Here is a 14,274-nt window from a genome sequence, read left to right on the forward strand (position 1 = left end):
CAGAACGCGTGTGCAGGCGACAATAAAGGCAGCAGTTCGTCCCTGATTCATGGAATAGGTGTCCATAATCTAGGCCATCACTTGCTCATTGGTGTTTACATCGGGAGCTGGAATATCTTTATCGGGGCCGATAATAATGTTGATTTCACTGGTGTAGCGGCGGGTCATCCGCATCAATTCGCCGCGGCTCAGCTGAGCCGGATCTACACGAATGCCGCCCTTGGCACCGCCATATGGTACGTTGACTGCTGCATTTTTGATTGTCATCCAGGCCGACAGCGCCATGACCTCGGAGAGGGTGACATCCTGATGGAACCGGATGCCTCCTTTCCCTGGCCCACGCGACATATTATGCTGGACACGACAGCCCTCAAAATGTGCGATTGCCCCATCGTCGCGCTCAATCGGGACGTCGACCACCAGGATGCGTTTCGGCCGTCTTAAGGTCCCAACCCACCGTGCCAGCTCCCGAAATAGGGCGTTACCCGGTCGACTTGCTCCAGATAGTCACCGCAAGGTCCCATATTTTCTTGATTGGCAAGATAGGACGGAAGAGAAAGGCCAGTATGCATCGATCGGCTTCGTGGTTAATGAAAACTATTTGCAGGAGTTAATCAAGCTGAGCCGCTTGGCACCAACTTTTATTTCTTGACGAGAGGGCAACGCGATTCAGACAAGGGTTGAAACGCCTCTTCTGCAGGAACAGTGCTAACGAGTTTCAGGTAATCCCAGGGCGATCTTGATTCAGCCGGTGATTTCACCTCCATCAGATACATGTCATGCATCATGCGGCCGTCTTGCCTAATATAGGCATTCTTGGCAAAGAAGTCGTTGATTTTCTCGGACTTCAATGACGCTATCACCTTATCGGAGTCATCCGTCTTTAATCTGGCTACGGTCTTCAAGTATTGTGTGACAGCCGAGTAAGTGCCTGCGTGAACCATGTTGGGCATACGCTGCATACGGGAGAAGAAGCGTTGCCCGAAGGCTTTAGCTTCTGCATCCTGGTCCCAATACCAGGCATCGGTGAGTTTCATCTTTTCGGTTTGTTTCAGACCGAGTCCGTGTACGTCGCTGATAGTCATCACCATTCCTAACAACGCCTGGTTTTTTGTGATACCAAATTCATTGGCGGCCTTGATAGTATTGATCGTGTCGCCTCCGCCATTGGCCAACGCAATCACCTGTGCCTTGGATGCCTGCGCTTGCAGCAAAAACGAAGAGAAATCCGACGCATTTAATGGGTGCTTGACGGAGCCGACGACATTGCCGCCGGCGGCTTTCACTACATCCGATGCCGCCTTTTCGAGCGACGTGCCGAAAGCATAGTCCGCTGTCAGGAAAAACCAGTTCTTTTGCCCTTGCTTGGTAATAGCTTTCCCGGCCACGTTGGCCAAGGCATAAGTGTCATACACATAGTGAACGATATAGGGCGAGCACTCCTCGTTCGTATGGCGTAGGTTTGCACCGCCTGTCACCAACGTAATGCGCTTTTTTTCGGAAGCCAGGCGCGCAACGGCGAGTGCTACTGAGGAATTTGGCAGATCGACGACCACGTCCACGCCATCCCGATCAAACCATTCGCGCGCCTTGGCGCTGCCGATATCGGCCTTGTTTTGGTGATCCGCAAAAACCAGCTCCACCTTGATGCCGGAATTGCTTTTCGCGAAATCCTCAATGGCCATCTTCGATGCTTCGACCGATCCCTTGCCAGCGTAATCCAAGTACACGCCGGAAAGATCCGTCATCACGCCGATACGTACGACATTGTCACTAATTTGTGCGTCAGCGGTGCCAACCGCCACTGCAAAAGGAAGGCAAGCTGCAATTCTGACAAACGATTTCATTGTATCCTCCAGGCTATTATCAAAGGTCGTGTAGACCAATTCAGATGGCTTTCTGTTGTATTAGTCGTTCTATATCAGACTCTTGGTATCCAAGTTCGGTAAGAATGGCATTGGTATGCTGGCCAAGGGCGGGAACGGCGTCCATTCGCGGCTCGAACGCATTGCTCATACCCGGCGGTAGGAGTGCAGGTACGGATCCGGCGCTGGTTTGCACGTCCCGCCAGCGTTCACGTGCTTGCAGTTGGGGATGATTCCAAACAGCGTTCATATCGTTGACATGCGCATTGGCGATCTGCGCTTCTTCTAAGCGCTCAATGACCTGCTCCCCCGTCAAGACCTTGAACTTCGTTTCAATCAAGCTCTTTAACTCCGCGCGTGAAGCGACCCGACGGGAGTTTGTCACGAACCGCAAGTCCTGAGCGAGTTCCGGTTGTTCAAGGACAGTCCCGCAAAACGCCGCCCACTCCCGATCGTTCTGCAGTCCTAGCATGACGATCTTGCCATCGCCTGCAGCAAAAGGCCCGTATGGATAGATAGTCGCGTGGGCGGCACCAGCGCGTGGCGGCGGTGCGGCACCTTCGTAAGCGTAGTACATCGGGTAACACATCCATTCAACCATACTCTCCAACATCGAAACATCGATGTTGGAGCCCTTTCCCGTTTTGCCGCGCTGGATCACCGCCGCGAGAATATTGGTGTAGGCGTACATGCCAGCTGCGATATCTGCAATGGAACATCCCGCCTTCGACGGCTCATCTGGGGTGCCAGTGATAGACAGAAATCCCGATTCGCTCTGAATAAGCAGGTCATAAGCCTTCTTATCTCGATAGGGACCATCAGCACCATATCCTGAGATGTCACACACAATGAGTCGCGGATACTTCTCATGCAGGTTTTCCCAAGACAAGCCAAGACGGACGGCGGCACCGGGTGCAAGATTCTGTACCAGGACATCAGCTTGCTCCAGCAACCTGTGCAGAATGAGATTGGCCTCTTCGTGCTTGACATCCAGCGTCAGGCTTTCCTTCGAACGGTTGGTCCAGACGAAGTGGGAAGCCAGGCCGTTGACACGTTCGTCATAGGCACGGGCAAAATCGCCCACTTTCGGTCTTTCAACCTTGATCACGCGTGCACCGAGGTCTGCGAGCTGGCGCGTACAAAATGGCGCGGCGATAGCATGCTCAAGCGTGACGACCGTGATTCCATCGAGCGGGCGCATGGGGTCTCCTTCCAGATGTCAGAATGAACGGGGCAGTCCGAGAATATGCTCGGCGACGTAGGACAAAATAAGATTGGTGGAGATGGGTGCTACCTGATAAAGACGCGTTTCGCGGAACTTGCGCTCGACGTCGTATTCATTGGCGAACCCAAAGCCACCATGGAATTGCAAGCAGGCATTCGCCGCTTCCCATGAAGCATCCGCTGCCAGCATCTTGGCCATGTTGGCTTGAGCGCCGCATGGCTGATGCGCATCGAACAGTTCGCATGCCTTGTAGCGCATGAGGTTGGCCGCTTCGACGTTCACATACGCTTTGGCGATCGGGAACTGAACACCTTGGTTCTGACCGATCGGGCGTCCAAAGACAACACGTTCATTGACATACTTAGAAACCTTGTCGATGAACCAGTATCCATCGCCAATACATTCGGCAGCGATTAGCGTGCGTTCAGCGTTCAATCCATCGAGGATGTACTTGAAACCCTTGCCTTCTTGGCCAATTAAGTTTTCCACAGGAATCTCAAGGTTCTCAAAGAAGAGCTCGTTGGTTTCGTGGTTGACCATGTTGGGAATCGGACGTACATCCATTCCTTTGCCAATCGCCTCATGCAGGTCGACAACGAAGATAGACATACCTTCGGATTTCTTGGTGACCTCAGCAAGCGGCGTGGTGCGCGCCAGAAGAATCATCAGATCGGAGTGCTGCACGCGCGATATCCAAACCTTTTGCCCATTGACGACATAGCGGTCGCCCTTCTTTACCGCGGTGGTTTTGATCTTGGTGGTGTCGGTGCCGGTGGTGGGCTCGGTCACCGCCATGGACTGCAGGCGCAGTTCGCCGCTGGCAATCTTTGGTAAGTAGGCCTGCTTTTGCGCTTCCGAGCCGTGCCGCAGCAGCGTGCCCATGTTATACATCTGGCCGTGGCACGCGCCGGAATTGCCACCGGATCGGTTGATCTCTTCCATGATGACCGACGCTTCGGTCAGCCCCAGACCGGAGCCACCGTACTCTTGCGGAATAAGTGCAGCCAGCCAGCCAGCCTTGGTCAATGCATTAACGAACTGTTCCGGATAGCCCCGCGCTTCGTCAATACGGCGAAAGTATTCTGCGGGAAATTCTGCACATAGGCTACGCACTGCATCACGTATGTCTTGGTACTGGTCTGCTTTGTTCAACATGTGATTTCCTTAATCATTCATAGTGCGCGTTCTCGACTAGCGCAGCAATGCGGTTGCACTCATGGCAAGTCCACCTTCTGAATTCTTCGCCCAGAGAGAGACCGTCTTGCCGTCTGCTTCGATACGTCCGCACACCGCAAAAGATGCTGTATCAAACAGAGGGCTGATCGCTCTGAAAGTAAAGCTTTCGAGATTTGCATTGGGCACGTTCCGCAGCAGCAGATCCACTAGAAGGGTTGCGATGAGTGGCCCATGCACCACCAGACCCGGGTATCCTTCGCACTCCTGCGCATACCGACGGTCGTAGTGAATGCGGTGACCATTGAACGTCAGTGCCGAGAACCGAAACAGAAGGATAGGGTCAGGATGGATCTCACGAATCCAGTGATAGTCTTGCGGCGCCGAGATGGCGACCGGCTTGGTGCTATGCGGCGTCGGGTTGTCTCGATAGACGATGTCTTGCTCTTCAGAGATGATCGCACCGTCGCTATTGCGTATTTCATGACGTACTAGGACAAAGACCAGTTGCCCGGTTTTGCCCGACTTCGCACTAATATCTGCAATGGTGGAGACCCGACTTACCTCATCTCCAATGCGAAGTGGCCGATGAAAATGAAGTCGTCCTCCCGCCCACATCCGCCGGGGTAGCTCGACAGCAGGAAGAAAGTCACCTCTTTCCGGATGCCCATCAGGGCCGATCCGACTTTGCTGGGGAGTTGGTAGAAATGACAGCCAGTGCGCCAAAGGCGGAATACTGTCCTGATCACCATATGGCTTTTGACCATGATCGAGCATTGCCGCCAACGCGCGTATTGGCATCGGTACAATCTCATCGTGGCATTCTTCAGTCCGGCCAAGCCATTTGGTTAAGTAAGCGGAATTCATTAATCGGTCGTAAGGTGATATCGACAGGATTTAGTGTGCTCGAACAGCGTAGCGATCACAATTCGTAAGTTATGAAGCACAACTTTGGCTTAGCCTTAGTGGCGCTGCGCGACCCACTCGGCTTGCAAGGATAGGTCTAGAGAACTGCGCAACGCAGAGCGCTGCGCCGAATTGCCATCAGTGCTGGTTACCTGCTTCGGCAATGGATTCGATGGTCGAACGCGTGGATTCCTCGAGAATCTGTTGTGCTTTTAGAATCACAGGCCGGTCTACCATTTCTCCGTCCATCGCCAATGCGGCGCCATCCGTTGCACCGGAAAGTTTGATGACGCGCTTTGCCCATTCAATATCATCGGTAGTCGGACTGAACCCGCGGTTTACCGTGGCGACTTGACTGGGATGAATGCAAAATTTCCCGCCAAATCCTAAGCGTCTCGCCCGCATGGTGTCGGCCTCGATCTGGACTTGATCATTAATGGCGGTGGTAACCCCATCAACGGGCGGCAGAATATTGGCAATCCGCGACGCCAATACGAGTTGCGACCTGAAATGCAACAACTCTTCACCATCGCCATCGATTCCCAAATCAAGCCGGAAGTCGATCGATCCAAACATTAGTCGTTGTACACAACGCGCCTGGGCCAGCACACGGGCATTGGCAATCCCCTGTGCCGTTTCGATCAAAGGAAGGATTGTCTTGGTCGCTGCGGCGCATTCGACAAGAAAAATGTCGTCGATTCTCTCGGCCTTTGGCAGAATAACACCAGCAACACCGGGGAGGCGGCACAACTCTAAGTCGTCTCGAAACGACTGCGTGTCGGCGCCGTTGATCCGGATGAGGACCTGCCGATCCGCTCTGAGCCATCGTGCCACCGCAGCACGTGCAGTTGTTTTCTCTGATAGCGGGACCGCGTCCTCGAGATCGACGATGATCGCGTGCGCACCAGAGCTGACTGCCTTATCAAATCGTTCCGGCCGGTTTGCGGGCACAAAGAGATATGAGCGGGGAATATTCTTTATCATGATTTGACTCCTGGCTAATGAAGTAAACTTTGCACACGCTCGGCGCGGGAAATATTCCAGATTTTTTCAAATAGCGCGAACATTTCGCTCTCGGACGCAGCGCCGCTAAATTCCGCGAGGCGCAGCGCCTTTTGCTCCAACTCGGGACGTGACAATGTATTACCTGGATCACCCTTCGGCTCATCCACCCGTCCTCGGAATACCCGCCCATCGACGGTTTCGACAGTCACTTTGCCGATCCACTGCGCGGGATACGCACGATCTACTTCCTCGTCAAGTTCCATTGTCACTAGCGAACGAAACTTTGCTACCGAGTCCGAATTAAAGTTGTCGGCGAATTCTTTCATGCCCGCAGTGCGGAAGTAGGCGATGAGACCAAGAACGGTTCCCATCGAAAATTTGCCTTGATGAATAGTCTTTGGGTTAACGACGGGACCGAGCACATCGATGGCACCTTGATGCACATGGGTGATAACCCGGGCAATATCCTCCGGTTTGAGCTTGTGCTTTTGGATTACCTGAAGCAAGGCGTCGGCCGCAGGATGGGTGTGACGACACGACGCATGGAATTTGAACGATGTCTCGGCGGTGGCCCATCGCGAACCCAGCTGGTCGGTGAGCTTCGCTGGATCTGCATCCGTTGACATGCCCGCCGCCATGCCCTGCTTGCCTTCCAGGATGCGCTTCGCTCCGGTGAACCCTTCGGCAGCAAGGTAGGCCGCTGTCAGGCCAGCGCCGGCCGCATGGGCGGTGTGCAGCTGCTTCGAATCGGCGGCATCACGGAGAAATTCCCATAGACCGGCGGCTTGGGTGCCCGCCGACCCGAATGCGTTGAGCATCTGGACTTCGTTAAGCTGTAGCAAGCGCCCAACAGCGGCGGCGGCGGCAATGGTGCCTACGGTGCCTGTGGTATGAAAAATCCGATAATGCGATCGCCCGAGATACTCACCTACGCGAATTCCGACTTCATACCCGGCGATTGCAGCAGTCAATAGCTCACGGCCAGAGCAGGAAATCGATTGTGCTACAGCCAATACTGCCGGAAATACCACCGCTGCTGGGTGAAACACCGAACCGTTGTGCACATCGTCCTGTTCGGCAAAGTGTGAGGCCGCCGCGTTGATCATCGCCGCAAAGAGTGGCGTCGAATTGCGCCTGGTAAAAAGAATCTGGGAAGGCCCGGTTGCCGGCCCCATCCTTTGACAGAAGCGATTGATCATCTTGACTGGCTCACCGACTGCGCCCGCGAGTGCAGATCCTGCCCAGTCGAGAAACAGATCTTCTGCACGGCGCACTACTGGGTCAGGGATATCGACAAATTTCAGGTTCGCTGCAAACGCGGCCAATACTTGGCTAGGGGATTCTATCGGATTGGTCATGGCTTTCATCGAGATTGTTTTGAATGGAAGAGCCGATCAGGCAAATGCCGAGGTTTGGCGTTTGGAGATAAGTTTCTCTGTGGCTGCAAGCAATACGCATAACCCGATTGCCTTGGACGCCGTGCGGATTTCATTCAGGCTTGGCAAGCTGGGCGCGATGCGAATATTGCTGTCCTGCGGATCATGACCAGCAGGATACGGCGCACCTGCCGTGGTAAGGACAACGCCCGCATGTGCCGCCAACTCAACCACGCGCTTTGCGCAGCCGGGATAGATTTCCAGACTGATAAAATAACCGCCACGTGGCATTGTCCATTTTGCGATACCTCGTCCGGACAGATCGCATTCGAGCTGCGATAACACAGCGTTGAATTTCGGAGCCATGATTTGTCGGTGTTGCTCCATCAATGCGTGAATGCCCTCTTGGTCTTTCAGAAACCTAACATGCCGCAGCTGGTTAATTTTGTCAGGGCCGACGGTGCGCACATCCGTATGCTTGAGCAACCACTGCACATTCTTTTGCGATGAGCCGAAGATCGCGACGCCAGCACCGGCCAGCGTAATCTTAGAGGTTGATGCATACACGAGCGCACGGTGTGGATGCCCATGCTGTGTGCAAAGCTCGACGATATTGGCAATCTCGACGCGCTCATCCGTGAGGTGGTGGACAGAGTAGGCATTGTCCCAAAAGAGCTTAAAGTCACTGGCTGCAGTTGGCATCGATGCCAAGGATTCAATAACGTCGTTTGAGTAGACAGTGCCAGTAGGGTTGCTGTACTTAGGTACGCACCACATGCCCCGGATGGAGGAGTCCGAGGCAACGAGCCGCTTGACCGCCTCGACATCGGGGCCATCGTCATTCATCTGCACTGGAATCAAGTTAATGCCGTAATCTTCACAAATCCGGTAGTGTCGGTCGTAGCCGGGAACCGCGCAAAGAAAGGAAACAGAGCTTTCCTTTCCCCATGGACGATCTGAATCGCAAAAGCCATGACGCCACGCGAAACCGATACAGTCGTACATCATCGCCAGGCTGGAGTTATCTCCAAGCACGACTTGGTCAGCCGGCACACCGACCATAAAGGAAAATAATCTCCGGGCTTCAAGCAGCCCCTGAATGCCGCCATAATTCCGCACGTCGATACCGTCCTCCACTACCAGATCGGCTGGCTGCGGCATCGTGATCAGGGATTGCGACAGAGTCAGTTGCTCGGGTGCCGGCTTTCCCCGGGCCATATTGAGCTTAAGTCCCTTCGCAACAACATCGTCGTAAATGGGCAACAGGCCTTCTCGAAGTGTTGTCAGTTCCTGCCGGTTCATAAGGGTAAGATTGAGCATAAAAGTCAGCGATTACTGCATACGGAAATGGGTTGGTAGACAGGATCAGTGTGTCGGTTTCCGTCAGCTTCGACAATTTGTAAGTTTCGAACCTCGGCTTAGGCGAAGTCGAAGCCGGCCGGATACCGTTACATATTGCTGTAAATCGGTCCCTGCCCTCCGGGCGGCACTGTCCACTCGATGTTCTGCCGGGGATCCTTGATGTCGCATGTCTTGCAGTGAATGCAATTCTGGTAATTGATTTGCAATTGCGGCGTGTTTTGCGCGGTTGAAACGACTTCATAGACGCCCGCCGGACAGTACCTTTGTTCCGGACTGTCATAGAGGTCGTAATTAACCTTGATTGCCAACTCTGGATCACGCAACTTCAAGTGCGATGGTTGGTGTTCGTTGTGATTCGTATTGGACAGATAGACCGACGACAACCGATCAAATGTAATCCGTCCGTCCGGCTTTGGATAGCCAATCTCTTGGCTGTCCTTTGCCATCTTGAGTGCATCATGGTCCGCCTTGAGCCGCAATGTCCATGGCGCTTTGCCACGGAATACATGCTGGTCAATGCCAAAAAGCAACGATCCCACATATAAGCCCTTCGACATCAAGGGCTTGAAATTTCTGGCCTTGTACAGTTCTTGGTAGAGCCAACTCTCTCGGAAGCGTTGCGGATAATCGGCTAACTCGTCGCCTGAACGTCCCGCCTGCACAGCGGCATAGATGGATTCCGCCGCGAGCATACCGGACTTCATCGCTGCATGAGTTCCCTTGATTCGGGATGCGTTGAGAAAACCAGCGTTGTCGCCGATGAGGCACCCACCTGGAAAAACGAACTTCGGCAGTCCTTGCAAACCTCCAGCAGTAATCGCTCTTGCGCCATACGACAGCCGCTTGCCCCCTTCGAGAACAGTTCGGATCGACGGATGAGTCTTATAGCGCTGGAATTCCTCGTACGGCGACAGATACGGATTGGAATAGTTGAGACCCACCACAAATCCGACGGACACAAGATTCGTCCCAAAATGGTAGAGGTATGATCCGCCGTAAGTAGTTTTGTTCAAGGGCCAGCCTGCAGTATGGACGACAGTCCCAGAACGGTGTTTCTCGGGTTGTATTTCCCACAGTTCCTTGAAGCCGATTCCATACACTTGGGGTGAGTCACTGTTCCGCAAGCGATACCGCTTTTCCAAAGCTTGACCAATATGTCCGCGGCAACCTTCCGCAAACAACGTGTAGCGCGCGCGCAGCTCAACTCCGGCTTGAAACTGCGCCGTGGGGCTTCCATCACTACCCACACCAAGATCAGCGGTGGTCACACCACACACTTGACCGTCATCGCCATAAATCGGCGCGTGTGCGGCAAAGCCCGCAAAGACATCAATTCCAAGCTCTTCTGCCTGCTGTCCTAGCCAACGGCAAAGCAGACCTAGACTTCCAATGTAGTTGCCATCATTTTTAAAGCAGTTTGGCAGTGCGACGTGAGGTACGCGAAAGCTCCCCTTCTCTGACAAAAAGAAAAACTGATCTTGCTGAACCCTCGTTTCAAGAGGAGAAGATTTCTCTCGCCAATCCGGCAGTAGTTCATCAAGTGCCCTCGGGTCCACCACTGCTCCCGATACGATATGGGCACCAACCTCTGCACCTTTGTCAATGATACATACACTCACATCGGAACCAGCTTCGCGGGCGAGTTGCTTGAGCTTTATTCCCGCTGCCAGACCCGCTGGGCCGGCACCGACGATCAATACATCGAAATCCATCACTTCACGCTGCATTCATCTTCCTTTTTTGTTGTTTATTCCAGTTCCAGCAGTAGATCTTTGGCGGTCACCGTATCGCCACGCTTGACATGAACTCGACGAATCACTCCATCACGCTCGGCTGATACAAGCGACTCCATCTTCATTGCCTCAATGGATAGCAGCGGCTGGCCTTTCTTCACACGCAGACCTTCGCTGACGGACACAGACACAACGGCCCCAGGCATTGGCGCAGCAACGTGGCAGGGATTCGACGCTTCTGCTTTGGTACGTGATGCCTTGGCTGCCCCTGCCAACGCCAACGGTACCCGTACCAGACGGGGCTGGCCATTGAGCTCAAAAAAGAATTTTTCCACTCCCGCCTCGTCTGTCGCAGCGGTATGTCCATGCATCTTCAAAATCAACTTCTTTCCGGGCTCGATCGACACCTGAATCTCTTCGTTCCCCTCGAGGCCGTAAAAGAAAACATCGGTCGGCAAGACACTGACGTCGCCGTACTGGGCTCGATGGCCGGCATAATCTAAGAAAATCTTCGGATACATTAGGTACGACGCTAGCTCACGGTCGGATACACTCCTGTGTAGGCGCACTTCAAGTTCTCGGCGTTCCAAGTCAAAATCTACCGATGGCAAAAGACTTCCAGGGCGTGCAACGAGCGGCTTATCTCCCTTGAGCACTTTCTTCTGCAGTTCCACAGGAAAACCGTCTGGCGGAAATCCCAGCTCACCCTTGAAAAGGGAAACCACCGATTCTGGAAAAGCGATATCTTTCTCAGGATTCAGAACGTCTTGCGCAGTGATGCCACCGGCGACCATAAAAATAGCCATGTCGCCAACGACTTTGGAGGTGGGTGTCACCTTAACAATGTCGCCAAAGAGCTGGTTCACATCGGCATAGGCTTGCGCGATTTCAGACCAACGCTGCTCTAGGCCCATTGCGCGGGCTTGCTCTCGCAGATTAGTATATTGACCGCCTGGCATTTCATGGCGGTACACGTCTGATGTGCCAGCGCGAATATCACTTTCGAATGGACTGTAGTATCGACGTACACCCTCCCAATAACTGGATAGTCCACGCAGTGCATCGTTGTCGACCATTGACCGGCGGGGCGTCGATTCCAGTGCTGCGGCCATGGCGCCAAGGCTTGGTTGCGACGTCAGTCCACTCATCGAATCAAGCGCACCATCAATAATGTCTGCGCCGGCTTCCACGGCGGCCAGTGCGCTCGCCGCAGAGATGCCACTGGTGTCATGCGTGTGGAAGTGGATTGGCAGCCCGACCTCTTCCTTGAGCGCCTTCACCAACTGGCGGGCTGCCTCCGGCCGGCAGACGCCAGCCATATCCTTGATGGCTAGCAAATGTACACCTGCGCGCTCTAATTGCTTGGCGAGGGATACATAGTATTGAAGATTGTACTTGGAGCGTTTGCTGTTAAAGATATCCGCCGTGTAGCAGATCGCTCCCTCGCAGAGCGCTCCCGATTCACGGACTGCATCAATCGCCACACGCATGTTATCGACCGCGTTGAGGGAATCGAAGACCCGGAAAAGATCGATACCGGCCTTTGCCGACTGCTCAACAAAGAAGCGGACGACATTGTCGGCGTAGTTGGTGTAACCGACGGCATTTGATCCACGCAGCAGCATCTGAAACAAGATGTTCGGAATCGCCGCGCGAAGTCGCGCAAGCCGTTCCCATGGGTCTTCCTTCAAGAAACGCATTGCTACGTCGAAAGTTGCTCCACCCCAGCATTCGATTGAAAACAGCTCCGGTACAAGACGTGCATAGTGTGCGGCGATCTCCTCCATGTCATAGGTCCGCATCCGTGTGGCAAACAGCGACTGATGCGCATCCCTCATCGTGGTGTCCGTCAACAACGTGTGCGGATGGGTCTGAATCCATTCGCTGAAGGCCTCGGGTCCTAAAGCTCTAAGCAAGTCCCGGCTTCCAGGTTTTATGTCGCGGTCAAGCGCAATAGTCGGCTTGACAGGCTTGGAAATTGGAAGTGGCGGCCTACTACGCCCCTTCATCTCAGAGTTGCCATTAATATGCACATCGCCAACGAATTTCAGCAGCTTCGTAGCGCGGTCGCGTCGAGGCGCAATCTGTGTCAGACCTGGTGTCGTGTCAATGAACCTGGTCGTGCAGGTACCCGACTTAAAGGAAGACGTGGAAATGACATTTTCCAAAAATTGCAAATTAGACGCCACGCCCCGGATACGAAATTCGCGCAGCGCACGCGTCATGCGCGCGATCGCTTCGTCCCTGGACTTGCCCCACGCTGTTACCTTCACCAGAAGTGAGTCATAATACGGTGTAACCACAGCATCGGCATAGGCCGTACCACCGTCAAGCCGAATGCCAAATCCGTCCGCGGATCGGAACGCCGTCAGTCTGCCATAATCCGGCATAAAGCCATTCGCTGGATCCTCAGTCGTGACACGGCATTGGAGCGCAAAGCCATTGAGGCGGATTTCATCCTGATGAGGGACAAAGGATGCTTCCTCTCCAAGGCGCGCGCCTTCGCTAATCCGGATCTGCGCTTTGACGATATCGATCCCGGTGACTTGCTCGGTCACGGTATGCTCGACCTGAATGCGCGGGTTCACTTCGATGAAGTAAATAGCATCCGTGTCAGCGTCCATTAAGAATTCAACCGTCCCTGCATGGGAATAGCCTGCGGCGCGTCCGATTCTCAGTGCCGCCGAGCACAATTCTTGTCTCTGTTGCTCGTTGAGGTATGGCGCAGGCGCCTGTTCAACGACCTTCTGATTTCGTCGTTGTAACGAGCAATCGCGCTCAAACAGATGAACCAGTGTGCCATGCGTATCGCCGAGGATCTGGACTTCCACATGCCTGGCACGGCGAACCAGCTTTTCAAAATACATTTCGTCATTGCCGAAAGCGGAAAGTGCCTCACGGCGCGCGACGCCAAGATTGCCAAGAAGATCACTTTCTCTTTCGATGATCCGCATGCCTCGACCACCGCCGCCCCAACTAGCTTTGAGCATCAACGGATAGCCGATTTCGAGCGCAATACGTTTAACCTTTTCGTCGTCTTGAGGCAGTGCATCACTCGCAGGCATGACGGGGACGGAGGCCGAAATCGCTAGGCGTCGTGCCGCGATCTTGTTGCCCAACGTGCGCATGACATCTGGTTTCGGGCCAATGAAGATGATGTCGGCGTCCGCGCATGCCTGTGCAAAGTCCGGATTCTCGGACAAGAATCCATACCCGGGATGGATGGCGTCTGCACCAGTTTGTTTGGCGATACGCAACACGTCGGCAATATCAAGATAGGCCTCCAGCGGCCTTTTTCCTTCGCCAACCTGATAGCTTTCGTCCGCCTTGAACCGATGCAGCGAAAATCGGTCTTCGTGTGAATAGATAGCGACTGTCTTGATGTGCAATTCTGCTGCCGCGCGCATGATGCGGATAGCGATCTCGCCCCGATTGGCCACCAGGATTTTCTTGATCTTTTTCACTTTGTATTTTGCCTTTCACCATTATTAGCGTATTGGAGCTGTGCACGCGCAGTCATCGGCTTCATGTTGGCCGGTCGCGTACTTCAATCAATGGTGATAAGTGTGAGGGATTCGATCAGGCGCTGACAATTTGATTGTCTTGAACTCTGGCTTTATGGTTTGCAA

Annotated in this window: 9 protein-coding genes and 1 pseudogene; all 10 read right to left on the reverse strand. The window is 53.8% G+C overall.

Annotated features, from left to right (window positions below):
* Positions 1 to 72 precede the first annotated feature (72 nt).
* A pseudogene (locus ACFQUU_RS22730) lies at positions 73 to 572 on the reverse strand (Glu/Leu/Phe/Val dehydrogenase); the annotation flags it as partial.
* A gap of 69 nt (positions 573 to 641) precedes the next feature.
* The gene (locus ACFQUU_RS22735) at positions 642 to 1,847 is read right to left on the reverse strand and encodes an ABC transporter substrate-binding protein (protein ID WP_382250400.1); all 1,206 of its coding nucleotides are present in this window, start codon (positions 1,845 to 1,847) and stop codon (positions 642 to 644) included.
* Positions 1,848 to 1,887: 40 nt separating this feature from the next.
* On the reverse strand, positions 1,888 to 3,066 hold the full coding sequence (locus ACFQUU_RS22740) for a CaiB/BaiF CoA transferase family protein (RefSeq protein ID WP_382250401.1): 1,179 nt from the start codon (positions 3,064 to 3,066) through the stop codon (positions 1,888 to 1,890).
* An 18-nt stretch (positions 3,067 to 3,084) separates the two neighbouring features.
* Entirely contained in the window at positions 3,085 to 4,245 is a 1,161-nt protein-coding gene (locus ACFQUU_RS22745; RefSeq protein WP_382250402.1) for an acyl-CoA dehydrogenase family protein, read from the reverse strand.
* A 36-nt stretch (positions 4,246 to 4,281) separates the two neighbouring features.
* A complete protein-coding gene (locus ACFQUU_RS22750; RefSeq protein ID WP_382250403.1) occupies positions 4,282 to 5,130 on the reverse strand; it encodes a MaoC family dehydratase N-terminal domain-containing protein in 849 nt (282 codons plus the stop codon).
* A gap of 177 nt (positions 5,131 to 5,307) precedes the next feature.
* The gene (locus ACFQUU_RS22755) at positions 5,308 to 6,153 is read right to left on the reverse strand and encodes an HpcH/HpaI aldolase/citrate lyase family protein (protein ID WP_382250404.1); all 846 of its coding nucleotides are present in this window, start codon (positions 6,151 to 6,153) and stop codon (positions 5,308 to 5,310) included.
* A gap of 14 nt (positions 6,154 to 6,167) precedes the next feature.
* Entirely contained in the window at positions 6,168 to 7,532 is a 1,365-nt protein-coding gene (locus tag ACFQUU_RS22760; protein ID WP_382250405.1) for an MmgE/PrpD family protein, read from the reverse strand.
* Positions 7,533 to 7,568: 36 nt separating this feature from the next.
* A complete protein-coding gene (locus tag ACFQUU_RS22765) occupies positions 7,569 to 8,870 on the reverse strand; it encodes an aminotransferase class I/II-fold pyridoxal phosphate-dependent enzyme (RefSeq protein WP_382250406.1) in 1,302 nt (433 codons plus the stop codon).
* A gap of 128 nt (positions 8,871 to 8,998) precedes the next feature.
* On the reverse strand, positions 8,999 to 10,639 hold the full coding sequence (locus ACFQUU_RS22770) for an electron transfer flavoprotein-ubiquinone oxidoreductase (RefSeq protein WP_382250407.1): 1,641 nt from the start codon (positions 10,637 to 10,639) through the stop codon (positions 8,999 to 9,001).
* Positions 10,640 to 10,659: 20 nt separating this feature from the next.
* Positions 10,660 to 14,109: a pyruvate carboxylase gene (locus tag ACFQUU_RS22775; RefSeq protein WP_382250408.1), complete on the reverse strand. Its 3,450-nt coding sequence runs from the start codon at positions 14,107 to 14,109 to the stop codon at positions 10,660 to 10,662.
* Positions 14,110 to 14,274 lie beyond the last annotated feature (165 nt).

Source organism: Herbaspirillum sp. GCM10030257 (genome assembly GCF_042666555.1).
Taxonomy (GTDB): domain Bacteria; phylum Pseudomonadota; class Gammaproteobacteria; order Burkholderiales; family Burkholderiaceae_D; genus Noviherbaspirillum.

Coding starts and splice junctions, on each gene's coding strand:
- ACFQUU_RS22735 (WP_382250400.1), bottom strand. CDS start 1,847: ATGAAATCGTTTGTCAGAATTGCAGCTTGCCTTCCTTTTGCAGTGGCG.
- ACFQUU_RS22740 (WP_382250401.1), bottom strand. CDS start 3,066: ATGCGCCCGCTCGATGGAATCACGGTCGTCACGCTTGAGCATGCTATC.
- ACFQUU_RS22745 (WP_382250402.1), bottom strand. CDS start 4,245: ATGTTGAACAAAGCAGACCAGTACCAAGACATACGTGATGCAGTGCGT.
- ACFQUU_RS22750 (WP_382250403.1), bottom strand. CDS start 5,130: ATGAATTCCGCTTACTTAACCAAATGGCTTGGCCGGACTGAAGAATGC.
- ACFQUU_RS22755 (WP_382250404.1), bottom strand. CDS start 6,153: ATGATAAAGAATATTCCCCGCTCATATCTCTTTGTGCCCGCAAACCGG.
- ACFQUU_RS22760 (WP_382250405.1), bottom strand. CDS start 7,532: ATGACCAATCCGATAGAATCCCCTAGCCAAGTATTGGCCGCGTTTGCA.
- ACFQUU_RS22765 (WP_382250406.1), bottom strand. CDS start 8,870: ATGCTCAATCTTACCCTTATGAACCGGCAGGAACTGACAACACTTCGA.
- ACFQUU_RS22770 (WP_382250407.1), bottom strand. CDS start 10,639: ATGCAGCGTGAAGTGATGGATTTCGATGTATTGATCGTCGGTGCCGGC.